General features: G+C 61.3%; 19 protein-coding genes. 15 read left to right on the top strand and 4 right to left on the bottom strand.

Annotated elements, in window-relative coordinates; genetic code table 11:
* Position 1: 1 nt before the first annotated feature.
* Positions 2 to 496, top strand: coding sequence for a GNAT family N-acetyltransferase (locus WA225_RS07260; RefSeq protein ID WP_422607408.1), 495 nt, complete (start codon positions 2 to 4; stop codon positions 494 to 496).
* Between the two features lie 42 nt (positions 497 to 538).
* Here the strand turns inward: WA225_RS07260 and WA225_RS07255 are convergent, their stop codons facing one another.
* Together WA225_RS07255 and WA225_RS07250 are read right to left on the bottom strand one after the other, a co-directional pair.
* Complete coding sequence (locus tag WA225_RS07255; RefSeq protein WP_422607407.1) at positions 539 to 850, bottom strand: DUF6916 family protein; 312 nt, start codon at positions 848 to 850, stop codon at positions 539 to 541.
* A 54-nt stretch (positions 851 to 904) separates the two neighbouring features.
* Positions 905 to 1492: a phage tail protein gene (locus WA225_RS07250; protein WP_422607406.1), complete on the bottom strand. Its 588-nt coding sequence runs from the start codon at positions 1490 to 1492 to the stop codon at positions 905 to 907.
* Positions 1493 to 1730: 238 nt separating this feature from the next.
* On the opposite strand from WA225_RS07250, the gene WA225_RS07245 reads away from it, so the two are divergent.
* The 6 genes from WA225_RS07245 to WA225_RS07220 all read left to right on the top strand — a co-directional run bounded on the left by WA225_RS07245 (position 1731) and on the right by WA225_RS07220 (position 14092).
* Positions 1731 to 3311, top strand: a complete 1581-nt coding sequence (locus WA225_RS07245) for a glycosyltransferase family 39 protein (RefSeq protein WP_422607405.1) — start codon at positions 1731 to 1733, stop codon at positions 3309 to 3311.
* Positions 3312 to 3461: 150 nt separating this feature from the next.
* Entirely contained in the window at positions 3462 to 4307 is an 846-nt protein-coding gene (locus tag WA225_RS07240; RefSeq protein WP_422607404.1) for a sulfotransferase family protein, read from the top strand.
* A gap of 56 nt (positions 4308 to 4363) precedes the next feature.
* Positions 4364 to 10777, top strand: coding sequence for an Ig-like domain-containing protein (locus WA225_RS07235; protein ID WP_422607403.1), 6414 nt, complete (start codon positions 4364 to 4366; stop codon positions 10775 to 10777).
* Between the two features lie 46 nt (positions 10778 to 10823).
* The gene (locus WA225_RS07230) at positions 10824 to 12341 is read left to right on the top strand and encodes a TolC family protein (protein ID WP_016983933.1); all 1518 of its coding nucleotides are present in this window, start codon (positions 10824 to 10826) and stop codon (positions 12339 to 12341) included.
* Positions 12342 to 12356: 15 nt separating this feature from the next.
* A complete protein-coding gene (locus WA225_RS07225) occupies positions 12357 to 13142 on the top strand; it encodes an aspartyl/asparaginyl beta-hydroxylase domain-containing protein (protein ID WP_422607402.1) in 786 nt (261 codons plus the stop codon).
* The gene (locus tag WA225_RS07220; protein ID WP_422607401.1) at positions 13130 to 14092 is read left to right on the top strand and encodes a sulfotransferase family protein; all 963 of its coding nucleotides are present in this window, start codon (positions 13130 to 13132) and stop codon (positions 14090 to 14092) included. Before WA225_RS07225 ends, WA225_RS07220 begins: the two co-directional genes overlap by 13 nt.
* On the opposite strand, the gene WA225_RS07215 is transcribed toward WA225_RS07220, so the two are convergent.
* Positions 14087 to 14845 carry a slipin family protein gene (locus WA225_RS07215; RefSeq protein WP_422607400.1) on the bottom strand — a complete coding sequence of 253 codons (759 nt, stop codon included), beginning with the start codon at positions 14843 to 14845 and terminating at the stop codon, positions 14087 to 14089. The two genes, WA225_RS07220 and WA225_RS07215, sit on opposite strands and share 6 nt — an antisense overlap.
* A gap of 2 nt (positions 14846 to 14847) precedes the next feature.
* Entirely contained in the window at positions 14848 to 15378 is a 531-nt protein-coding gene (locus WA225_RS07210) for an NfeD family protein (protein WP_422607399.1), read from the bottom strand.
* Between the two features lie 173 nt (positions 15379 to 15551).
* Here WA225_RS07210 and WA225_RS07205 point away from each other — a divergent pair, with 173 nt between their 5' ends.
* The 8 genes from WA225_RS07205 (at position 15552) to WA225_RS07170 (ending at position 23115) form a co-directional block, all read left to right on the top strand.
* Entirely contained in the window at positions 15552 to 16013 is a 462-nt protein-coding gene (locus tag WA225_RS07205; RefSeq protein ID WP_422607398.1) for an aminoacyl-tRNA deacylase, read from the top strand.
* 129 nt (positions 16014 to 16142) lie between these two features.
* On the top strand, positions 16143 to 16388 hold the full coding sequence (locus tag WA225_RS07200) for a DUF2789 domain-containing protein (protein ID WP_422607397.1): 246 nt from the start codon (positions 16143 to 16145) through the stop codon (positions 16386 to 16388).
* Between the two features lie 86 nt (positions 16389 to 16474).
* Complete coding sequence (locus WA225_RS07195) at positions 16475 to 17965, top strand: Fic family protein (protein WP_422607396.1); 1491 nt, start codon at positions 16475 to 16477, stop codon at positions 17963 to 17965.
* Positions 17966 to 18082: 117 nt separating this feature from the next.
* Positions 18083 to 18511 (top strand): MarR family winged helix-turn-helix transcriptional regulator, encoded by a 429-nt coding sequence (locus WA225_RS07190; protein ID WP_103306495.1) that lies wholly within the window; start codon positions 18083 to 18085, stop codon positions 18509 to 18511.
* The gene (locus tag WA225_RS07185; RefSeq protein WP_422607395.1) at positions 18508 to 20571 is read left to right on the top strand and encodes an FUSC family protein; all 2064 of its coding nucleotides are present in this window, start codon (positions 18508 to 18510) and stop codon (positions 20569 to 20571) included. The genes WA225_RS07190 and WA225_RS07185 overlap by 4 nt, the downstream gene beginning before the upstream one ends.
* Entirely contained in the window at positions 20568 to 20777 is a 210-nt protein-coding gene (locus tag WA225_RS07180; RefSeq protein WP_007917703.1) for a DUF1656 domain-containing protein, read from the top strand. The genes WA225_RS07185 and WA225_RS07180 overlap by 4 nt, the downstream gene beginning before the upstream one ends.
* Positions 20774 to 21676 (top strand): efflux RND transporter periplasmic adaptor subunit, encoded by a 903-nt coding sequence (locus tag WA225_RS07175; protein ID WP_422607394.1) that lies wholly within the window; start codon positions 20774 to 20776, stop codon positions 21674 to 21676. The genes WA225_RS07180 and WA225_RS07175 overlap by 4 nt, the downstream gene beginning before the upstream one ends.
* Positions 21673 to 23115: an efflux transporter outer membrane subunit gene (locus tag WA225_RS07170; RefSeq protein ID WP_422607393.1), complete on the top strand. Its 1443-nt coding sequence runs from the start codon at positions 21673 to 21675 to the stop codon at positions 23113 to 23115. Before WA225_RS07175 ends, WA225_RS07170 begins: the two co-directional genes overlap by 4 nt.
* Positions 23116 to 23145: the final 30 nt, after the last annotated feature.

The raw sequence follows: 23145 nt of genomic DNA, 5'->3' as shown, positions 1-23145 counted from the left end.
GATGGCGGACAACGCAGCAGTGGCGGCAGAAGGATTAGTGGTGCGGCCTTCGCGGGCAAGCGACGGGCCGTTTTTGCAAAGCCTGTATCAGACGGCGCGGCCGGATCTGCAATGGGTCGACGGCGAGCAAGAACAGGTGCAACAACTGGTCGCCCAGCAGTTCCAGGTGCAGGAGCAGGGCATGGGCGACAACTACCCCAACGCCATGCACTACGTGGTGGAAAAACTCGGCACCGCGATTGGCGCGTTGAGCACCGATTTCGGCACCAACGAGATTCGCGTGTTGTACCTGGCGTTCATTCCGCAGGCACGCGGCCAGGGTTATGGCCGCGCCGTGTTGCAAGGGGTACAGAAAGCGGCGCAACAGATTCGTTGCCCGGTAGCGACGGTGGTCTGGACCAGCAATTCCCACGCGCGGCGGCACTACCTCGCGCTGGGGTTTGCGGTTGAAGAACGCAACCCGGCGGCGGAGCGACTGGTCTGGTATCCCCAGTAATCTCCGCGCAGGTGCTTCCGAAGGCTGCTCCTTGGGTTCGGGTCAGTTGAAGGTGATGTGGAAGTAAGCCAATTCTGGCGGCCGCCCCATCGGCGGTACCCGCGACACGAAGATGCCGTCCACTCGCCCCAGTTCTGGCAACTCCAGAGCACATAACCCGTCCACAAATTCCGTCGCATCCAGACTGCTCAGTTCGACGCTGAAGGGCATGCGCTCGCTGTAGCGCATTTGCGCCAGAGGCTTTTCCGCCAGTTCGTCGATGTGGATAGGTAATTCAGTGCCATCGGGCAAATGCAGGGTGCCGATCCGCCCCAGCAATGCCTGGAAGTGTTGGCTTTGAACCGATTGCAGCATGTTCTCGCTCCGCCAAGGTTGGAAACCGGGGGAGGTGGCTCCCCCGGCGGTAGGTCAGTTACGCGTTGGGAAGATGCCGTTCAACGCGATGCTGAAGTTGAGCACCAGATACGGGTTCATCACCGGCATCGGCAGGCCGTTGCCGGTGGGGCTGATCGTCCCGCTGATGGTGGTGGCAGCGCCTTTGAGCGGCACGGGGGATGCGCCCTGCGCGTCGGAAAAGATATTCGCCAGACCCGGCCCGGTGCCCGACGCACCAATGTAGGCGTTGGTCGCCGTCGGCGCGCCGGCCGGATTGCTCGCCGGGTTGGCCAGTTGCACGGTGGTGGTGGCGGTGAGGCCGGCGAGGGTGTGGGTGTGGTTCGGCAGATTGTTGAGGGTGGCCGTGACTTGCTCGGCGCCGGAGATTTCTCCCATGACCCGCGGCGTCAGACCCGCGCCGTTGCCTTGGCAGATCGGCATGCGGCTCTGCAGGTTGGGCAGGCCGAAGTTGACGGTGCCGTTGCCGCCGTAAGTGGTGCCGAGCAATGCGAACAGCGCCTGGTTCTGGTTGATTCCGATGATCTGACCGTTGCACAAGGCCCAGCCGCTGGGCGCATAGTTGAAGGCAAACGTCAGAACAGTGCCCATGTAAACTTCCATAAAGTCCTTATCCTTCTGATTGGTTGTCGGCGGGCCGCTAGTGGGTTCAGGCGGTTGCTATTGCCTTGGCACTCCGTGGCCAGGTCACGCCACGCCAGAGCGTAGACGCGGATTGGCAAGCTTGCCGGATGTCGTGAAGTCGCAAATCGGCATCGACGGTTCTCCTGCGCCTGACCTAGAGTGACTGGCAGGTTCGGGCTCATACAGGCGTGGTGTCGTGGCACGGCAAGAGGCAGCAATGGCGGTCAACAGAGTGACACCGGTGGGCGACACACAGGATCCGCACGCGCTGCCGGGTTCGTGGTTTGCCCGCTTGCGTTTGATCCGCTGGGCCAGGGAACACTGGCTGCTGCCGATTCTGTTGTTGGCTGGCGCCGTACGCTTTTACGACCTGACCGCTGCGGCGATCTGGGGCGATGAAGGTTCCAGCCTGCTGCTGGCGCGCTATTCGTTGGCCGATATCTGGCATCACGCGGCGTTCGATGTGCACCCGCCGCTGTACTTCATGCTGCTGCATGGCTGGATCGAACTGTTCGGCGACGGCATTTTTGCCATCCGTTGCCTCAGCGCTCTGGCCGGTGTCGCTGCGGTCGGCATGGGCATCTGGCTGGTGGATCGCCTGGCCACACTCCGCGCGGCGATTCTCGCCGGGCTGCTGTTGGCGTTATTGCCGACAGCGGTGCGCTACAGCCAGGAAGTGCGCATGTATTCGCTGCTCGGCCTGCTGCTGATCGCCGCGACGCTGGCGCTGGTTTACTGGATCCGCCGACCGCAGCGTCATCGCTATCTGGTGATTTATGCGCTGTTGATGACGGCCGCGCTCTACACCCATTACTTCGCCGTGCTGGCGGCGCTGTGTCACTGGATTTATCTGGCTGTGATTCGGTTTCAGCGCGGCTATCGCTTGCGACACATCCAGCGCCCGGGCTGGTGGCTGGCTAACCTGGCCATCGCGGCGTTGTACCTGCCGTGGTTGCCCAACCTGCTCGATCTGACGCAGCACATGGAACAACTCAAGGTCGGTGGCGATGTCGGCTGGGAAGACCCGGTGACGCTGGCGTCGTTGCCGTCGATGATCTGGACATGGTTGATCCAGGATGACGGCGAACACCTGCCGTTGCTGGTGTTCGGCGCGTTGCCGCTGGCATTGTTGCTGCTGACGACGGTGGCGGTCACTCGTGATCGCAGCGTGTCGCGCGGCAGTGTCCTGTTGGCGTTGTACACTGGCTTACCGCTGTTGCTGGTGTTTGCGGTGTCGTTCATCACGCCGATATTCATCGAGCGCTATCTGACCGCCTACGCCCTGGGTTTGCCGCTGCTGGCGGCGCTGGCCATCGACCGCTTGTACAGCCGCGTGCGGGTTCTCGCGTTGGCGGTGCTGGTGGCATTGCTCGGGGTGGAAATGGTTGGCCTGAACAACAACGCCGCGGTCGACAGCAGTGATCAGTTCGATCGCGTGGTGAACTACGTCAATCAGCATTTCCAGCCCGGTGATCGCATCATCACCAGCGACATGCTCTGGTACTTGAGTTACGTCTACTACGATCGCACCGGCGCACAGGTGCGGCTGTACACGCCGCCCGCTGCGGACGGCCGCTCGACGCGGCCGAATCAATATGGTTTCGGGACGCTGGTCAGCGCCGATGTCTACCTCGACAGCCTTGCCGAGGTTTCTGGCAATGCGCGGATATGGCTGGTCGGCACCCAGGATGACCCGGCAGAGTTTGCACCGATGCCCGCCACTTGGCAGATCAGCGCGCAAGTTCATGCGGGCGGGGCGCAAGCGCGCTTGATCACGCCGAAATCCGCAGCGCAATAGCGGCGGTTGAGACTAAAACGATTCACCTTCAAATTCGCGATTAAAAGTTAACCGGTTAGTCCTTTTTGCTCTGAATTGATATCAAAACACTACTAGTCGCAGGGGGGTTGTTGGACTACGCTTTGTCGGACAAAGGGACTTTAGATCAGGGTGAAGGGATTGCAGCAGTTCCACTTTATCTCCGGCTTGCCGCGCTCAGGCTCCACCCTGCTTTCTGCAATTCTTTTGCAGAACCCGCGCTTTCATGCCGGCATGACCAGCCCGGTCGGATCGCTGTTCGCCAGTGTCCTCGAACAATGCAGCGCCGGCAGCGAGTACGGTGCGGTGATCGACACCGACATGCGCCGCCGCCTGTTACGCGGTCTGTTCGACTCCTTCTATGCCGACAAGGCCGACAAACCGGTGGTGTTCGACACCAATCGGCAGTGGAGTTCGCGTCTGCCGGCACTCAACGACCTGTTTCCCCAGGCTAAAGTCATTGCCTGCGTGCGCAATGTCGCCTGGGTGATGGACAGCCTAGAGCGGCTGTACCGCGCCAATCCCTTTGAAAACACCAAACTGTTTGGCGATGCCGTCGAGCGCAACACGGTGTACAGCCGTTGCGAAACCCTGGCTCAGCGCAATCGCCTGGTGGGTTTTGCCTGGGCCGCGCTCAAGGAAGCCTATTACGGCGAGCAAGCCGACTCATTGCTGATCATCGATTACGACTTGCTGACCCAGGCGCCTGAGCGCGTGTTGCGGCTGGTCTACGAGTTTATTGGCGAGCCTTGGTTCGAACACGATTTCGAGCATCTGGCCTATGACGCGCCGGAGTTCGACCAAGGCCTTGGCGTGGCTGGCCTGCACAAGGTGAAACCGAAAGTGGCCTTGCAGTCACGGCGCACCATTCTGCCGCCCGACCTGTTCAAGCAATACGCTGATTTGTCCTTTTGGCTCGATGGCTCAGCCAGCGCCGCCAATGTCATTCGTATGAAGTCCGACGCCGCGATCAGTTGATCGCGGCGTTTTTCATTGATGCCTTACGTACCTTCGTTCGAGTTCGGGTGAGCAACATGTGGTGGAGCATTTTTGGCGGTGCAAAGGTCAAGTCTCGGGCAACCGCAGGTCAGCGTTCGCTGGCCGCGCCGATGATCATGTCGCTGGAGCCGCGCATGCTGTTCGACGGCGCGGTGGCTGCCACCGTGGCCGATACCGCTGCGCAGGCCGACAGCCATGCGCCCACCGCGGCCGAGGCGGCCAAGGCGCCGGTGGCTGACCATCCCGTAGCGAGCAAGGACACCCACGGCCAGGCTGATGCCACGCCGGCGGCCAGCCCGGTCGCGGTGCCCGGCCAGAGTGTGGTGTTCGTCGATTCGCGGGTGAAGGACGCCGACAGCCTGCTGCAAGGGATTGCTCCCGGCACGCAAGTGGTGAAACTCGACGCCAGCAAGGACGGTTTGCAACAGATCGCCGACTTCCTTGATCAGCATCACGGCGTCAGCTCGGTGCAGATCATTGCCCACGGCAATGCCGGTGATTTGTGGCTGGGCAACAGTTATCTGTCGGCAGACAACGTCGCTCAACGCAGCGCGGTTCTCGCTGAAATCGGCAAGGACATGAACGCTGGCGGCGATATCCTGATTTACGGCTGCTACACCGCTGAAGGTGATCGTGGCTTGAGTTTCGTCGACTCGCTGGCGCAGTTGACCGGGCGTGATGTGGCCGCCTCGAACAACCGCACCGGTGTCGGCGGCGACTGGGATCTGGAGATCGCCACCGGCACCATCGAAAGCGCCAACGTGCTGTCGAGCAAAGCCATGAGCGAGTACCAGTGGGGCCTGGCCACCTGGACCGCGACCAACAACCTCAACTCGGGCGTCGGCTCGCTGCGCGCGGCGCTGGCCTCGGCGCAGAACGGCGACATTGTCACGTTCAGTTCCGGCATGACCGTGCAGCTTACTTCCGAGCTGCTGATCAACAAGAACATCACCGTTGACGGCGACCTGAATAATGACGGCGTGGCTGACGTGACCCTTGATGGTCAGTACAAAACCCGTGTGGTGGAAGTCACCTCCGGCAGCACCGTGACCCTCGACGGCCTGGTGATCACCAAAGGTCTGGTCGCCGGCAACGGTGGTAATGGCGGCTCGGCGGCGGCGGGCGCCATGGGCGGCGGCATTTTCAACGCCGGCATTCTTACCCTGAACAACGTCACCGTGACCGCGAACGCCGCTTCCGGCGGTGGTGGTGGCGGGGGTGTGACCGGCGGTTATGTCGGCGGTGGCGGTGGCGGCGGTGCGGGTATCGGTGGCCAGACCGGTGGCCATGGCGGTACCTCCGGCCCGGGCACCGGCACTTATGCCGGGGGCGCAGGCAGTGCCAATGCCGGCGGCTATGGCGGCGGTTACAGCCCGACCGACATGGGCGGCCGTGGTGGCACCAGCACCGGTGGCGTGGGCGGCAACGGTGGCAGCGCCGGTGCTGGTTACAGTCATGGCGGCAATGGTGGTTCGGCGAGCAACGGCACGCTGTCGATTGGCGGCGGTGGCGGTGGTTCCGGCTGGGACAAAGTCGGCGGCGTCGGCGGCAATGCGGCCGGCGGTATCTACAACGCTGCGAGCGGCACCCTGAAAGTCATCGGCACCTCGGTCATCAGCAATAACATTGCTGCCGGCGGCGGCGGTGGTGGTGGCGGCGGGGTCGGCAGCAACGGTGCCGATGGCGGTGCCGGCGGTCGCGGCGTCGGGGCGATCTGGAACAACGGCGGTGTGGTGCTGATCACCGCGAGCAACTTCGCCGCGATCAGCGGCAACGGCGCCGCCAGCGGTGGCGGTGGTCTTTCCAACGGTGGTTCGACCGGCACGACGCCGAGCGCACTGGTGGGGATCTACAACAACGGCGGCACCCTCAATACGGCTTACGTGGAACCGCCGACCGCCACCATCGTGGTCGCCGACACCGCGCTGAAAATCGGCGAAACCTCGCTGGTGACCATCACCTTCAGCCGCGCCGTCAACGGTTTTACCAACGCTGACCTGACCATTGCCAACGGCACGCTGAACAATGTGTCCAGCGCCGACGGCGGTATCACGTGGACGGCGACGTTTACGCCGACCAACAACATCACTGACACCACCAACCTCATCACCCTCGATAACACCGGGGTGACGGCTGTGTCCGACAGCGTGGCAGGCGTCGGCACTACCAACTCCAACAATTACGTCATCGATACTCAGCGACCGACCGCAACCATCGTGATGGCAGACACTGCCCTGAAAATCGGCGACACCTCGCTGGTGACCATCACGTTCAGCGAGGCAGTGAGCGGTTTCACCAACGCCGACCTGACCATTGCCAACGGTACGCTGACCAACGTCAGCAGCGTCGACGGCGGCATCACCTGGACGGCGACGTTCACCCCGACCGCGAGCATTACCGATGCCACCAACCTGATTACCCTGGACAACACCGGGGTGGCGGATCTGGCCGGCAACGCCGGCAGCGGCACCACCGATTCAGCCAATTACGCGATCGACACCGTGCGTCCGACCGCCACGATTGTGGTTGCCGACAACGCGCTGAATCTCGGCGAGACGTCGTTGGTGACCATCACCTTCAGCGAAGCGGTGAGCGGCTTCACCGCCGCCGACCTGACGGTGGCCAACGGCACCTTGACCGGACTGAGCAGCAGCGACGGCATCACCTGGACGGCAACCTTTACGCCGAACAGCAGCACCACCGACGCGACCAACCTGGTCACCCTGAACAACACCGGGGTTACGGATCTGGCCGGCAACACCGGTACCGGCACTACCGACTCCAACAACTATGCGATCGATACGCTACGGCCGACGGCAACCATTGTGGTCGCCGACACTGCGCTGAAAATCGGTGAAACCTCGCTGGTGACCATCACCTTCAGCGAAGCGGTCAGCGGCTTTACCAACGCCGATCTGAGCATTGCCAACGGTACGTTGAGCGCAGTCAGCAGCGCTGATGGCGGTGTCACCTGGACGGCGACGTTCACGCCGACCAGCAGCATCACTGACGCCACCAACCTGATCACCCTGAATAACACCGGGGTCGCCGATCTGGCGGGCAACACCGGCGTCGGTACCACTGATTCCAACAATTACGCGGTCGACACCGTGCGGCCGACCGCCACCGTGGTGTTCGCGCAAAACACTTTGAAAATTGGCGATACCTCGCTGGTGACCATCACCTTCAGTGAAGCGGTGAGCGGTTTCACCAACGCCGATCTGACCATCGCCAACGGCACCCTGACGGCGGTCAGCAGCGCGGATGGCGGGATTACCTGGACGGCGACGTTTACGCCGAGCGCGAACATCACCGATGCCACCAATCTGGTGACACTGGACAACACCGGCGTCGCCGACCTGGCCGGCAACGCTGGCAGCGGCACCACCGATTCGAACAATTACAGCATTGACACCCAGCGGCCGACCGCAACCATCGTCATGGCCGATCCTGCCCTGAGCGCCGGCGAAACCTCGCTGGTGACCATCACCTTCAGCGAAGCGATCAGCGGTTTCACCAACGCCGACCTGACCGTCCCCAACGGCACGCTGACGGCGGTCAGTACTGCGGACGGCGGCATTACCTGGACGGCGACGTTCACGCCGACCGTGGCGATCAACGACAGCACCAACGTCATCACCCTGGCCAACACCGGGATCGCTGACCTGGCCGGCAACGCCGGCACGGGCACGACCAACTCGGGCAACTTCACCATCAACACCGTGGCGCCGACCGCCACCATCGTCGTCGCGGACAACAGCCTGACCATCGGCGAAACGTCGCTGGTGACCATCACCTTCAGCGAAGCCGTGAGCGGTTTCAACAACGCCGACCTGACGATTGCCAACGGTACGCTGACGGCGGTGAGCAGCAGCGATGGCGGTATCACCTGGACGGCGACTTTCACCCCGACCAGCAACATCACCGACGCCTCCAACCTGATCAGCCTCGACAACAGCGGCGTGCAAAACGGCTCCGGCAACGCTGGCAATGGCACCACCAACTCCAACAACTACGCCATCGACACCCAACGCCCAACGGCAACCATTGCACTTGCCGACTCGGCACTGGGCGTCGGCCAGACCACCACCGTGACCATCACCTTCAGCGAGGCCGTGAGCGGTTTGACTCTGGCTGATCTGACCGTGGCCAACGGCACGCTTTCCGGGCTGAGCACGTCGGACAACATCACCTACACGGCGACGTTTACGCCGTCGGCGGGCATCACCGACACCAGCAACATCATCAGCCTGGACAACACCGGTATCACTGACATCGCGGGCAACACCGGCAGCGGTACCACCGACTCGGGCAACTACGTCATCGACAGCCAGCGTCCGACCGCCACCATCGTCATCAGTGACACCGATCTGCGCCCGGGTGAAACCGCGCTCGTTACGATCACCTTCAGTGAGGCGGTCAGCGGCTTCGACAACTCTGACCTGAGCGTCGCCAACGGCGTACTCAGCAACGTCTCGTCGAGCGACGGCGGCATCACCTGGACCGCAACGTTCTCGCCGACCATCGGCATCAGCGATGCCACCAACCTGATCGTGCTGAACAACGCTGGCATCACCGATCTGGCCGGCAATGCCGGCATCGGCATCACCAACTCGGCCAACTACGCGGTGCAAACCGAAGTGCCGACCGCGACCATCGTCGTCGCGGACACCTCGCTCAAGGCCGGTGAAACCTCGGCGGTGACCATTACCTTCAGCGAGGCGGTCAGCGGTTTCAGCAACGCCGACCTGACTATCGCCAACGGCACGTTGAGCAATGTGGCATCCAGCGACGGCGGCATCACCTGGACCGCGACGTTCACGCCGACCGCCAACATCACCGACACCAGCAACCTGATCACCCTCGACAACAGCGGCGTGACCAACGCCTCCGGCAACAGCGGCGTCGGCACCACCGATTCGAACAATTTCGCCATCGACACCGCACTGCCGACCGCCTCCATTGTGGTCGCCGACAATCGCCTGGGCATCGGTGAAACCACCACGGTGACGATCACCTTCAGCGAGGCTGTCAGCGGTTTCGATCTGTCGGACATCAGCGTCGCCAACGGCACACTGGCGAACCTTGCCAGCAGCGACGGCGGCATCACCTGGACCGCCACGCTGACGCCGACGGCGAACGTCAATGACACCACCAACCTGATCATCGTCGACACGGCCGGGGTGCAGGATCTGGCCGGCAACCTGGGCGCCAGCATCGCCATTTCCAACAATTACGCGCTGGATGCGACCCGGCCAACCGTGGACATCGTGGTCGCCAATCCGCACTTGGGTATCGGCCAGACCACCACGGTAACCTTCACCTTCAGCGAGGCGGTGAGCAATTTCGATTTGTCCGACCTCAGCGTGACCAACGGTGATCTGAGCAACCTCAGCAGCAGCGATGGCGGCAAGACCTGGACCGCAACGTTCACGCCGACCGCCAACGTCAACGACCCGAGCAACTTCATCGCGCTGGACACCAGCAACGTCACCGACCTGGCCGGTAACGTCGGCAGCACGGTGGCGGTGTCGAACAACTATGCGCTCGACAGCGAACGGCCAACGGCGACGGTGCTGATTGCCAATCCGAACCTCGGCCTCGGCCAGACCTCACAGGTGACCATCACCTTCAATGAGGCGGTCAGTGGGTTTGATCTGGCGGACATCAATGTCGGCAACGGCACTCTGTCCAACCTGAGCAGCAGCGACGGCGGCAAAACCTGGACCGCGACCCTGACGCCGAATGCCAACGTCAACAGCGCCAGCAACGCCATCAGCGTCAACAGTGCCGGGGTCAGTGATCTGTCAGGCAACAGCGGCAGCGGTGTCAGCAGTTCGAACAATTATGCGATCAACACGGTGCCGCCAGTCGTTCCACCGACGCCGCCCACTGCGCCAATCAGTGTGGTCATTCCCGATCCTTTGATTCGCAGCAGCGACCCGGTGGTGCCACCACCGCCACCGAGCTTGCCGCTGCAACCGATCATCTTCACCGCGCCGACCGGCGATCTCGGCTCACCGCTGACCTTTGCGCCACTGTTCGAGCAACGGGTGATCGGCAATGGCATCCGTCCGCTGGGCGATATCTTCATGAACCACGGTGCCCTCAGCCCGAGCTTTATTGCTCAGGTGTTCGCCAGCAGCGACAGCACGGGTGACGGCTCCGGTCATGGCTTCCTTGGCTTTGGCGGCGGCGATGGCGGCGTCTTCGCCAGCAGCACGCTGTCGAGCCTGTTCAACCAGAACAGCGGCGCCGAGCGCGATTCGCTGAACGCGTTTGGCAGTCACTCACTCAAGGCTGGCGACGTTTCTCAAGGCCTGCGCGGCGTGTTTGGCGCACCGACGCTGGGCCAGCAATTGCAGGAAATAAAAGACAGCGAGCAGCACCGGGTCGACAACCTGGCGGCAGCACTGCAACAGGTCGGTATCAGCGAAATATCGGCCTGAACCAACCATTACTCAACACTGTGCGGGACCTAGGGGCGATCCAGGGATGAAGAGAAGTCAGAAGTTGTTCGGCGCCAGCCTGCTGGCGCTGGCGATCAGCGGATGTGCAGTGACCAGTGAACCGATTGAGCGCAGCGTCAGTGAACAGCGTGCCAAAAGCGATCTGCAAGGCATGTACAAGGACCAGGAACCGCTGCGCGGGCCGTTGACCCTGCACCAGGCCATGGCCCGCGCCGTGAAGTACAACCTCGAAGGCCGCTTGAAAATCATGGAGGAAGCGCTGGCCAAGCGGCAGCTCGACCTCGCCAGTTTCGACATGCTGCCGCGCATGGCGCTGGACGCCGGTTACGTCGGGCGCAACAACGTCAACGCCTCCAGCAGCCAGAGTGTGCGCACCGGCACTCAGTCTCTGGAACCGTCGACCTCGCAGGACCGCGACCGCGACGTCGCCGACCTGACCATGGTCTGGAACGTCCTCGACTTCGGCGTCAGCTACATCAGCGCCAAACAGCAGGGCGACCAGCGACTGATCGTCCAGGAGCGGCGCCGCAAGGTGATCAACACCATCGTCCAGGACGTGCGCTCGGCCTATTGGCGGGCGATGGCCGCTGAACGTCTGCTCAAGCAGATCGACAGCCTGATGGCACGGGTGCAGACCGCCCGCGACAACAGCCAGACCCTGAGCGATCAACGCATTGGCGATCCGGTGCAATCGCTTGGTTACCAGCGCTCGCTGATCGAAGCCACCCGGCAACTGGAAGAGCAGCGCCGTGCCTTGTCACTGGCGAAAACCGAACTGGCGACTTTGATCAACTTGCCACTGGGCACCCAACTGACGCTGGCCACCGATGACGGTTACCAGATTCCCGAGCTCAAGGTCGGTCTGGCCAAACTCGAACAAGAAGCGCTGACCAGCCGCCCGGAACTGCGCGAGCAGGATTACCAGACGCGCATCAGCGCCGCCGAAACCCGCAAGGCCATGCTGCGTTTGCTGCCGGGTCTGGAGTTCTCGGCTGGCGGGCATTACGACAGCAACTCGTTCCTCGTCGAACAGGGCTGGGCCGACTACGGCGTCAAAGTCACCTGGAACCTGTTCAACGTGATCTCCGCCCCGGCCGCCATCAACGTCGCCAAGGCCGGCGAAGAAGTCGCCACGGCGCGGCGTCAGGCGATGTCGATCGCGGTGCTGGCGCAGCTCTACGTGGCCAACGCCAATTACCAGGAGGCGCTGCGGCAGTTCAAGACCAACCAGCAACTGTCGGACATCGACGGGCAAATCGTCGGTCAGTTGCGCAACCGCCATCAGGCTGCCGGGATCGGTGAGCTGGACCTGATACAGGGCGAGCTGAACAACCTGCAAGCAGACCTGCGCCGCGATCTGTCGTACGCCGACCTGCGCAATGCCTACGGCCAGATCTTCGCCAGTGCCGGCCTCGATCCGCTGCCGGATCAGGTGCAGTCGACCGAAGTGCAGTCGATCGCCACCGCGTTGGCCAATCGTGAGTCGGCGTGGGCGGCGGGGGATATCTCCGTGCCGGTGGTGGCGCATGCTCCGGCACCGTGAGGTCAGGGTGCAACCATGAACCGGCCGGCGTTTGCGCGCCTGCCGGTGACGGTGGATTTGCCGCTGCTGTTGCAAGCACTGGAGGCGATTGCCGACGACGCTTGGCACAGTCACTTCAATGCTGAGTATTTCTCGGGTGACTGGAGCGGTGTCGCGCTGATTTCAGCGGTCGATGCGCTGACCGAGTTGTCGCCCGGTCGCGGCGTACCGCTGCAACGCGCGCCTTGGCTGCGGGATGAGCGCTGGCGACAGGGGCTGCGCAATCTGTCGCTGGATATCGTCAGCGCCAGGCTGCTGCGCCTGGGCCCGGGCGGGCAAATCCATGAGCATCGCGATTACGATCTGGAGGGCCCGCAGGCCGATGTGCGCCTGCATATTCCGTTGCTCAGTCCAGCGCACGTCGATTTCTGGCTCGACGGCCAACGCATGCCCATGCAGGCAGGCGAATGCTGGTTTCTCGATCTCGCTCGCCCGCACCGCGTGGATAACCGTGATACCTCGGCGCGGGTTCATCTGGTCATCGACTGCCGGCCCGGTGCCTGGCTCGCGCAGATGATCGCCGAAGGCTTGCCGAGCACACCTGCGCCGGGTTTGGCCGATACCGCGTTGCAACGCTTTCAGACACTGGTCGCGGAGGACGCTGCGCTGTCGCAGGCCTTGCAGACGTTGCACGACCCCGAAGCCTTCATCAGCCGGACGCTGGCACTCGCCGCTGAACGTGGCCTGGGGTTTTCCCGCGAACAATTGCGCGCGGCAATGCGCAACGGGCGGCGGCAGTGGAACGAACAATGGAGCGCTTGAGCTTCGACGGCTGGTTGCCGATTCGGGTCTGGGCGGCCGCCGGACAGTGGCAGGTGGATTGGTGCTGGTTCGGTGACACGCCGTTGCATCAGCCATTTTTCCGCGAGGCGGTGGAGGATGCGCTGCGGCTGCCGTTCAATCAGGCTTTTCGACGGCAGACGCCGCTGTCGGCACTGAGCGATTGGCAGGCGCAAAGCCCCGGGCTCGCGCCGAGTGCATTCATCCTGCACGCCTCGCGCTGTGGTTCGACATTGATCAGTCAGATGCTCGCGCGGCTCGACGATCACATCGTGGTCTCCGAGCCGCCGCCACTCGATGCGCTATTACGTAGTGATTTACCCGGAAGCGCACGGCGTGCCGCCCTTCGCGGATTGCTTTCTGCGTACGGGCAGCGCCGTTGCGGCATTGAGCAACGGTTGGTGATCAAGCTCGATGCCTGGAACATTGGTGAGTGGTCGCTGCTACAGGAATGCTTCCCCGATACGCCGTGGCTGTTTCTTTATCGCGACCCTTTGGAAATTGCCGTTTCGCATCTGCGCCGGCCGGGCATGCACATGGTGCCGGGGATGCTCGGCGACTGTGTGCTGGAGGATGGCTTGCCGTTTGAGGGGCGCGAAGATTTCATTGCCCGGCGTCTGGGGCGGTTGCTTGAGGCGGGGTGGATGCATTGCCGGGATTCCGCGGGATTGCTGGTGAATTACAGCGAGCTGCCCGAGGCGATGGCCGGTCGTCTGGCGCGGTTTTTCCGCTTGAGCGAAGCGCAGCGCCAGCAAGTATTTACAGCGACCGCACAGCATGCGAAACAGCCTTCACAAGTGTTCGTTGCCGATGGCGAAGACAAACGCCGCGAGGCCTCGGCACTGTTGCAAATGCGCGTGCACAACTGCACCCGCGCGCCCTATGAAGCGCTGGAAAAACTTCGTCTGAGTGCCACTGCGTTTGCTTCATGACTTGCCGGACAAATCCGCCATGCCCTTGAGCAACTCGATCGGCAACGGGAAGACAATCGTCGAACTCTTGTCGCCGGCAATCGAACTCAAGGTCTGCATATAACGCAACTGCATCGCCCCGGGCTGGCGGCCGAGCATTTCCGCTGCCTGCATGAGTTTTTCCGACGCCTGCAACTCGCCTTCGGCGTGGATCACCTTGGCTCGCCGCTCGCGCTCGGCTTCGGCCTGTCTGGCGATGGCGCGCACCATCGACTCGTTGAGGTCGACATGCTTGATCTCGACGTTGGCGACCTTGATGCCCCAGGCGTCGGTCTGCGCATCGAGCACCTGTTGAATGTCGATATTCAACTGCTCGCGTTCGGCCAGCAGTTCATCCAGTTCGTGCTTGCCGAGCACGGCGCGCAGGGTGGTTTGCGCTAATTGGCTGGTGGCTGACAGATAATCCTCGACCTGAATAATCGCCTTCTGCGGGTCAAGCACGCGAAAGTACAGCACGGCATTGACCTTCACCGACACGTTGTCACGGGTGATCACGTCTTGCGGCGGCACATCGAGCACGACCGTGCGCAGGTCGACCCGGACCATTTGCTGGACCACCGGAATCAGCAGGATCAGACCGGGGCCTTTGACCTGCCAGAAACGGCCGAGTTGAAACACCACACCGCGTTCGTATTCGCGCAGGATGCGAAACGTCGAGCCGGCCAGGGCAATGACCAGTAACAGCAGCGCGACAACACCGATTTGCAGACCCATAATCACTCTCCGAGCGGCACCGCGTCAGTCGCGGCCACTTGCAGCAACAATCCCTTGCGCCCGACCACGCGCACCGATTGCCCGGTTTGCAGCGCGGTGGCGCTGAGCACTTGCCAGCGTTCGCCTTGCAGTTGCACCCAGCCGTTGCGGGCATCGTCCGGTTGCACCGTGGTGATTGCGGTCACACTGCCGAGCAGGCCGGCGTCGCCACTGACGGCGTGGCGCGGACGGGTTTTCAGGGCGCGAATCAGCAGCGCGATCAACAGCAGGGCGCTGATCAGGCCGAGGCCGATCATCATCGGCACCGGCAATTCGGCGTTACTGAGAATCAGCGCACCGATGACGAACATGATGATCCCGCCCAGGCCGATAACGCCGTAATTGGGCAGCGCAGCTTCGGCGATCAGGAACACGATCCCCAGCGTGATCAGCCACAGACCTACCGGGCTCATGGCTGGCAATGAGGTGTCGGCGGCGAGTGCGGATGCGCTTGTCAGCAGGAGCAGGGCGAAGGCACAACATCGGCTGTTCACGTGACTCTCCATGAGCGTCAGTGGCGGGTTCTTTCAGTCTAGTTGAGGGTTGGGCTGGATGAATTTTGATCAATGTGCGGATGTGTCCGGTGAGCGGATTTCCCTTCGCCAGCGGCCCGCCGAACTAGACTCAAAACACAGCAACAACCTTCCGCGCGACACCGAGGTGCATCATGCGAATGGCAAAAAAGGTCCAGAGCAGCCTGAACCGGGCACACTGCGAATACGACATCGTCGCCCACCGGCATTCATCGAGCAGCCTGGAAACCGCACGGGTCGCCGGGGTGCCCGCCGAGCGTGTGGCCAAATCGATCATCCTCGACGACCACCATGGGCACTATCTGATGGCCGTGCTGCCGGCCAGCCGTCACCTTGACCTGAGCAAAGTGCGCCTCAGTGGCGAATGGCAACTGACCCGCGAAAGCAATCTGGCGCACATCTTCGACGACTGTGAGCGCGGCGCGGTGCCGCCACTGGGTGATTCCTACGGGCTGGACATGGTCATCGACCCGCTGCTGACGCGGCAGAAGGATATTTATCTGGAGGCGGGCAACCACAACTACCTGCTGCACATGAGCATGCCCCAGTTTCTGAAAATGGTGCCGCATGCCGAGGTGCGGGAGTTGAGTGATTAGGATTTGTGGCGCCAGTGCCGACGCCATCGCGAGCAGGCTCACTCCTACAATAGGAATGCGTTCAACCTATAGGGGTGAGCCTGCTCGCGAATAATCGTTCACACAGCCCATTTTTGAAGGAGTTGATGAATGGAAAGTCCAACCCACAGCCTCCCATCCCTGTTCAAACAACTCGGCCTTCCCGACGATCCGGTCGACATCGACAAATTCATCGCCACCCATTCCCCGCTCAAACCCGAGCTGCATTTGGCTGATGCGTTTTTCTGGACGGAGAGCCAGTCGCAGTTTTTACGGGACGAGATTCTGGATGACGCCGATTGGGCGGAGGTGGTGGATCAGTTGGATGTGTTGTTGCGTAAGGGCAGGAGTGTGTAAAAAAAATTGTAGGAAAAGGCTGAAATGTAAAAAAAACATGCGCGATGTAAAAAAAACTGGGCTTTAATCGTCGCAGTGAATTTTTTATGTGGACGATGACGATGCCAACTGTTGGTTATGCCCACCTGCGTGATGCGCTGAAGCTTAATGCATTTGCCCCCAAGCGTATTGCGATGATCAAACCGGTTACCCGGATTACCTTGATCGGTGAGTGTCTAGCGGTTCCAAACGGCGTCGCGCCGGAACAGGGTTCGACACTTGAGCACATTTTGTTTGCTCTGAAGCATGAGGGAATAAACCTGTGCATTCTTGCTCAGGCGCTTGAAACCGTTGAAGCGGACGAGTTGCTAGGTGAGTTGAGCCGATCACCTAACGGGGTATTTATCCGCAAGGCCTGTTTTCTTTGGGAAAGTTTCACGGGCAAACAGCTGGAATACTCCGTACCGGTTCGGGGCAACGTTGTCGCTTTGTTTGATCCCAAGCGTTATGTCACCGGGCCTGCAATTCGAAATAGTCGTTGGCGGGTAGATTTTAACGGGTTGGGGTCAATGCGTTATTGCGCCACAGTCGAGCGTACGACGGAGCTGCAGGCGCTGCTTGATCTGGACATCCTTGGTCGAGCCCAGGCTTTTATGGCGACGTTGCCGCCGGAAATGATGGATCGGGCAATCAATTGGGCCTATCTGCATGAGACCCGCGATTCTTTCGCCATTGAGAAAGAAGAGCCCAATGAAGAAAAGTCGCGCCGTTTTGTTCGGCTTCTCCGCCAAGCTCATGAGCGAACAGAGTTGAGCGAAGACTATTTGGTCGAGTTGCAGAACAGTACGGTTTCCAATCCTTTCGATAAAGCTGTGCTTTTCCGTCATGAACAGAACCATTTACACAACGGCTTGAGAGGCGCAGCTGGCGTCAGCTATGTCCCGCCTCCACCGCAATTGTGCAGGGAGTTGATGGACGAGTTGATGAGTTTTGCCAATCACTCAGCCAAGCAGGTTGATCCGTTGATAGCTGCAGCGGTTGTGGCTTTCGGGTTTGTCTTTCTTCACCCGTTCATGGATGGCAATGGTCGACTTTCACGTTTCCTGATTCACCAGACGCTTTGCCACTCTGGGGCTCTAAAAAATGGTTTGTTATTACCGGTTTCCGTAGCGATGAAACACGAAGAGTCTGGCTATCTCGAAGCATTAAAGGAGTTCTCGAAACCAGCAAGAGAGTTCTGGAATGTCACTTGGCTGGACGCTGATCAGATGGCTTTCGATTTTATTGGGCACGACTCAATCTATCGATTCTGGGACGGGACTCAATGTGCAGAATTTACCTTGCAAATGGCCTTGCGAGCATTGGAAGTGGAGCTGCGCGAGGAGACCGAGTTTCTCGAAAAATACGACTACGTCATCAAAGAGGTGAATGGGCGTTTTGACGTACGGGGGAGCGACCTCTCGAAACTGGTAATGATGTGTCTGGACAACGGTAACAAAGTTTCAAAGCATCGACGTAAGCAGTTCCAGTTCAGCGTGCCGGAGGAGGTCTTCGATTTCATTGAGCAGATAGCGGGTGAATTCGATTCGGTAGGCTAACCCTGAAAAGGCAATTTGTTTCAAAACTTGACTGAAATTCCCCTCCAATGCGATATTGATAGTTAGCAAACTAACAGTGTGCATTTCCCCGTGCCGAACGATCTCGACGCTCTCCAGATGAACATCAGCAGTGCCATGGTGGTGGCCGCCAGGCATTGGCGGAAGATCTGCCAGACCACGCTGGTCAACTATGGAATCTCCGAAGCCTGCGCCGTGCCGCTGTTGATGATCGGCCGTTTAGGCGAGGGCGTGCGGCAGGTCCAGGTGGCGCAGGCGGCCGGGATGGAGAGCCCGTCGCTGGTGCGTCTGCTCGATCAGTTGTGCCATTCCGGTTACGTCTGTCGTACCGAAGATGCTCAGGATCGCCGCGCCAAGTGCCTGAGCCTGACCGACACCGGACGTGAACTGGTGCAAGCGGTCGAGATCGAACTGGTGCGCTTGCGTCACGAGGTGCTCGAAGGCATCGATCAAAGCGATCTGGAAGCTACGCTTCGGGTACTCAGAGCTTTTGAGGCGGCCAGTCCGCCTGTGGTGGTCAATTCTTGAACGGTTTTTTCTCTGGCATTCCGCCGGCCCGCGACTGGTTTTACGGGATCCGTACCTTTGCGGCGTCGATGATCGCGCTGTACATCGCCTTGCTCATGCAAATGCCGCGTCCGTATTGGGCGATGGCCACGGTGTATATCGTCTCCAGCCCGTTTCTCGGGCCGACCAGTTCCAAGGCGCTGTACCGTGCCATCGGGACTTTTCTCGGTGCGGCGGCAGCGGTTTTTTTCGTGCCGATGTTCGTCCAGAGCCCGTATGTGTTGGTGGTGGTCATCGCGTTGTGGACGGGGATTTTGTTGTTCATGTCTCTGCATTTGCGCACGGCCAACAGCTACGCGCTGATGCTCGCCGGTTACACCTTGCCGCTGATTGCCTTGCCGGTGGTGGATAACCCGCTGGCGGTGTGGGACGTGGCGGAAGCGCGGACCGAAGAGATTTTCCTCGGCATCGCCGTCGCTGCGGTGGTCGGTGCGATGTTCTGGCCGCGTCGTCTGGCGCCGGTGTTCAACGATGCCGTGAGCAAGTGGTTCGCCGACGCAACGACCTATAGCCTGAAATTCCTCAGCCGCGACGTGCAGCCCGAAGAGGTCACTGCGCTGCGCATGGCTATGGTCGCCAACTTCAACAGCCTCGAATTGATGATCGGCCAGTTGCCCCACGAAGGCTCGCGACCGCAAACGGTGCGCAACACCAAAGAATTGCGCGGGCGCATGATCCATTTGCTGCCGGTGATCGATGCGCTGGAAGATTCGCTCTACGCCCTCGAACGGCGCACGCCGGAACTGGTGGAAAAATTCGCACCGCTGCTCGTCGCGACCCGCGAATGGCTCGCGCACCAAGACGCCGATCTCAACCGCTGGCAAGCGCTGAAAGATCAGCTCGAAGCCCTGCAGCCGAGTGCCGAAGCGCTGGAGGATCGCCGGCAACTGCTGTTCTCCAACTCGATTTATCGCCTCGGTGAATTCATCGATTTGTGGCAGGACTGCCGCAGCCTGCAGGACGCAATTCTCTGCGAGCGCCAGGACAACTGGCGCGCGGTTTACCGCCATTGGCGCCTGGGTCGGCTGACACCGTTCATCGATCGTGGGCTGATGCTGTATTCGGTGGCCTCGACGATTCTTGCGATCATCACGGCCTCGGTGTTATGGATTCTGCTCGGCTGGCCGGACGGCGGCAGTGCGGTGATTCTGGCGGCGGTAGCGTGCAGTTTTTTCGCCTCGATGGACGACCCGGCGCCGCAGATTTACCGGTTCTTTTTCTGGACCGGGATGTCGGTGCTGTTCGCCAGCCTGTATCTGTTTTTGATTCTGCCCAACCTGCACGATTTCCCGATGCTGGTGCTGGCGTTTTCCATCCCGTTCATTTGCGTCGGCACGTTGACCGTGCAGCCGCGTTTCTACCTTGGCATGCTGCTGACGCTGGTCAACACTTCGTCGTTCATCAGTATTCAGGGTGCTTACGACGCGGACTTTTTCGCCTTCGTGAACTCCAACCTCGCGGGTCCGATCGGCCTGCTGTTCGCGTTTATCTGGACGCTGGTCGCGCGCCCGTTCGGTGCCGAACTGGCGGCCAAGCGCCTGACCCGCTTCAGCTGGAAAGACATCGTCGACATGACTGAGCCGGCCAACCTCGCCGAGCACCGGCAATTGGGCGTGCAGTTGCTCGATCGGCTGATGCAGCACTTACCGCGTCTGGCCCTCACCGGCCAGGACACCGGCATTGCCATGCGCGAAGTGCGTGTGGGTCTGAACCTGCTCGACTTGCTCGCCTACACCCCTCGGGTGACGGGCGCGCCGAACGCTTTGTTGCAGCAAGTGGTCAGTGAAGTCGGCGAGTATTTCCGCGCCTGCCTCAAGGCCGGTGAACGCTTGTCGGCCCCGGCTCCGTTGCTGATGACCCTGGATCGCACCCGCCGTTCGCTCAGTGGCCACGGCGACGATGAAACCCGTCTGAACCTGTTACACGCCTTGAGCGGTTTGCGTCTGGCGCTGTTGCCCGGCGTTGAATTCGTTTCCAGCGCCGAGCCCGAAGAACCGCTGCCCGATGGAGCGCCCCTATGATCGGTGATCTGGACATCAGCGGCATTTTCCTGCCGACCCTGCTGGTGTTGATGGGCATCACGTATGTGCTGTTTTTGCTGGTGCATGCCGTGCTCACGCGCGTGCACTTTTACCGTCTGGTCTGGCACCGGGCATTGTTCAACGTGGCCCTCTACGCGGTACTGCTGTACGGCGTGGACTCACTCAGTCGATACCTGATGACATGAAAAAACCGTTCCTGACTATCGGTCGCGTGGTGCTGACCCTGCTGATCGTGACTTTTGCCGTTGTCCTCGTCTGGCGCATGGTGATGTATTACATGTTTGCGCCATGGACCCGTGACGGCCACATTCGCGCCGACATCATCCAGATCGCCCCGGACGTGTCCGGTTTGATCCAGCAGGTTGAGGTGAAAGACAACCAGTTGATCAAGCGTGGCCAGGTGCTGTTCAGTATCGACCAGGATCGCTTCAAACTGGCGCTGCGTCAGGCCAAGGCTGCCGTCGCCGATCGCGAAGAAACCCTCGCTCAGGCCCAGCGCGAAGCCAAGCGTAACCGTGGCCTCGGCAACCTGGTGCCGGCCGAACAACTGGAAGAAAGCCAATCGAAGGTCGCCCGTGCGCAATCGGCGCTGGCCGAAGCCATGGTTACCGTAGACAGCGCCCAGCTCAACCTCGACCGCTCGGTAATCCGCAGCCCGGTCGATGGCTACGTCAACGACCGCGCGCCGCGTCCGCAGGAATTCGTCACTGCCGGGCGTCCGGTGTTGTCGGTGGTCGACAGCAATTCATTCCACATCGACGGCTATTTCGAAGAGACCAAACTCGACGGCATTCATGTCGGTCAGTCGGTGGATATCCGCGTGATCGGTGACCGCGCCAAGCTGCGCGGGCATGTCGAAAGCATTGTCGCCGGCATCGAAGACCGCGACCGTACCAGCGGCAGCAACTTGCTGCCGAACGTTAACCCGGCGTTCAGTTGGGTGCGGCTGGCGCAGCGGATTCCGGTGCGGATTGCCTTTGACGATGTGCCGGAAGACTTCCGCATGATCGCCGGGCGCACTGCCACGGTGTCGATCATCGATGACGCAAAAGTCGACGATAAAAAGCAGGAGCCCGCGCAATGAGCAGGGCCCTGATGATCGTTGGACTGGGCATGATGCTGTCGGCGTGTCAGATGGTCGGGCCGGACTATCACGTGCCAGAGGATGCGGCGGTTCAGCGCAAGGATTTTCAGGGCGAGCTGGCCGTGGCCGGCAAGCCGGTGGTCTCGGCGCCCGTGCCGGCGGATTGGTGGCGGCTGTATAAAGACCCACGCCTCGATCAACTGGTGCAGCAGGCCATGGCCTCCAACACCGACCTGCGCGTCGCCGCCGCCAATTTGCAGCGCGCCCGCGCTCAGGTCGATGAGGCGGAGGCTGCCGGCGGCTGGAGTGGCGGCGTGAAAATGGGCGCCCAGCGTTTGCAGGAATCCGGTCAGGCATTCCTGTTGCCAGAAAAAGTGCCGGTGGCCAACGTTGGCGATATCGGCATCAGTGCCTCATACCAATTCGACCTGTGGGGCACGTTGCAACGCGGTATCGAAGGCGCCAAGGCCAACGCCGATGCGACCCAAGCCGCAGCGGATACCGCGCGCATTACGTTGGTGGCAGACGTGGTGCGTGCTTATACGCAGGTCTGCGCGGCCAACGAAGAACGCGAAATCGCTCAGCATTCCCTCGACCTACAATCACAAGGCACCACGCTGATCCAGCGTCTGCGCGACGCTGGCCGTGGCGACGAAACCCAGGTCACCCGCTCGCAAACCCAATTCAAATCTCTGCGCGCCGACATGCCGCGTTATGAAGCGGCGCGTCAGGCCGGGTTGTTCCGTCTGTCGATGCTGCTGGCCAAACCGGTCGATCAATTGCCCGCCGGCACCGCCACCTGCGCCGAACTGCCGAAAATCGCTCAACTGGTGCCGGTCGGTGATGGCGCCGCGCTGCTCAAGCGTCGCCCCGACATTCGTCAGGCTGAGCGACGTCTGGCCGCCGCCACCGCCGGGATCGGCGTCGCCACCGGCGAGCTGTACCCGGACATCAGCATCGGCGCGACCATCGGCACCGTCGGCATCATCGATGACCTCGGTGATCCGTCGACCAACCGCTGGGGCTTCGGCCCCTCGCTGAGCTGGAAAGTGCCGACCAACGGCGCCCGTGCGCGTATTCGTGAAGCTGAAGCGAGCACCCAGGGCGCCTTGGCGCACTTCGACGGCGTGGTGCTCAACGCCATTCGCGAAACCCAGACCGGCCTCGCTCAGTACAGCGCACTGCTGCAACGTCGCGACGCGCTGGCCGATGCCGAGCAGTCAGCGAAACTGGCCGCCGACCAGACCCACCGCTTCTTCCAGGCCGGCCGCGAGTCATTCCTGGCGGATCTGCAAGCGACCCGCACCTACACCGATGTCACCGCGCAACTGGCCGCCGCCAACACCCAGGTTGCGATGAGCCAGATCGATCTGTTCCTCGCCTTGGGCGGCGGCTGGGAAAGCGGACGAACGCACGCGACAACCGCCAGCAAACCCTGAGGCCGTTGCTATGCTTTGAAGTGTTGGAAG

This window comes from Pseudomonas sp., from assembly GCF_049300855.1.
Lineage (GTDB): Bacteria > Pseudomonadota > Gammaproteobacteria > Pseudomonadales > Pseudomonadaceae > Aquipseudomonas.
The sequence above is the reverse complement of the archived record's forward strand: the minus strand, read 5'-3'. Positions and strand labels throughout refer to the sequence as shown.

What these genes read in the sequence shown, in the direction of transcription:
- WA225_RS07260 (WP_422607408.1), top strand. Translation starts at nt 2, where the DNA reads ATGGCGGACAACGCAGCAGTGGCGGCAGAAGGATTAGTGGTGCGGCCT.
- WA225_RS07255 (WP_422607407.1), bottom strand. Translation starts at nt 850, where the DNA reads ATGCTGCAATCGGTTCAAAGCCAACACTTCCAGGCATTGCTGGGGCGG.
- WA225_RS07250 (WP_422607406.1), bottom strand. Translation starts at nt 1,492, where the DNA reads ATGGAAGTTTACATGGGCACTGTTCTGACGTTTGCCTTCAACTATGCG.
- WA225_RS07245 (WP_422607405.1), top strand. Translation starts at nt 1,731, where the DNA reads ATGGCGGTCAACAGAGTGACACCGGTGGGCGACACACAGGATCCGCAC.
- WA225_RS07235 (WP_422607403.1), top strand. Translation starts at nt 4,364, where the DNA reads ATGTGGTGGAGCATTTTTGGCGGTGCAAAGGTCAAGTCTCGGGCAACC.
- WA225_RS07230 (WP_016983933.1), top strand. Translation starts at nt 10,824, where the DNA reads ATGAAGAGAAGTCAGAAGTTGTTCGGCGCCAGCCTGCTGGCGCTGGCG.
- WA225_RS07225 (WP_422607402.1), top strand. Translation starts at nt 12,357, where the DNA reads ATGAACCGGCCGGCGTTTGCGCGCCTGCCGGTGACGGTGGATTTGCCG.
- WA225_RS07220 (WP_422607401.1), top strand. Translation starts at nt 13,130, where the DNA reads ATGGAGCGCTTGAGCTTCGACGGCTGGTTGCCGATTCGGGTCTGGGCG.
- WA225_RS07215 (WP_422607400.1), bottom strand. Translation starts at nt 14,845, where the DNA reads ATGGGTCTGCAAATCGGTGTTGTCGCGCTGCTGTTACTGGTCATTGCC.
- WA225_RS07205 (WP_422607398.1), top strand. Translation starts at nt 15,552, where the DNA reads ATGCGAATGGCAAAAAAGGTCCAGAGCAGCCTGAACCGGGCACACTGC.
- WA225_RS07200 (WP_422607397.1), top strand. Translation starts at nt 16,143, where the DNA reads ATGGAAAGTCCAACCCACAGCCTCCCATCCCTGTTCAAACAACTCGGC.
- WA225_RS07195 (WP_422607396.1), top strand. Translation starts at nt 16,475, where the DNA reads ATGTGGACGATGACGATGCCAACTGTTGGTTATGCCCACCTGCGTGAT.
- WA225_RS07190 (WP_103306495.1), top strand. Translation starts at nt 18,083, where the DNA reads ATGAACATCAGCAGTGCCATGGTGGTGGCCGCCAGGCATTGGCGGAAG.
- WA225_RS07180 (WP_007917703.1), top strand. Translation starts at nt 20,568, where the DNA reads ATGATCGGTGATCTGGACATCAGCGGCATTTTCCTGCCGACCCTGCTG.
- WA225_RS07175 (WP_422607394.1), top strand. Translation starts at nt 20,774, where the DNA reads ATGAAAAAACCGTTCCTGACTATCGGTCGCGTGGTGCTGACCCTGCTG.
- WA225_RS07170 (WP_422607393.1), top strand. Translation starts at nt 21,673, where the DNA reads ATGAGCAGGGCCCTGATGATCGTTGGACTGGGCATGATGCTGTCGGCG.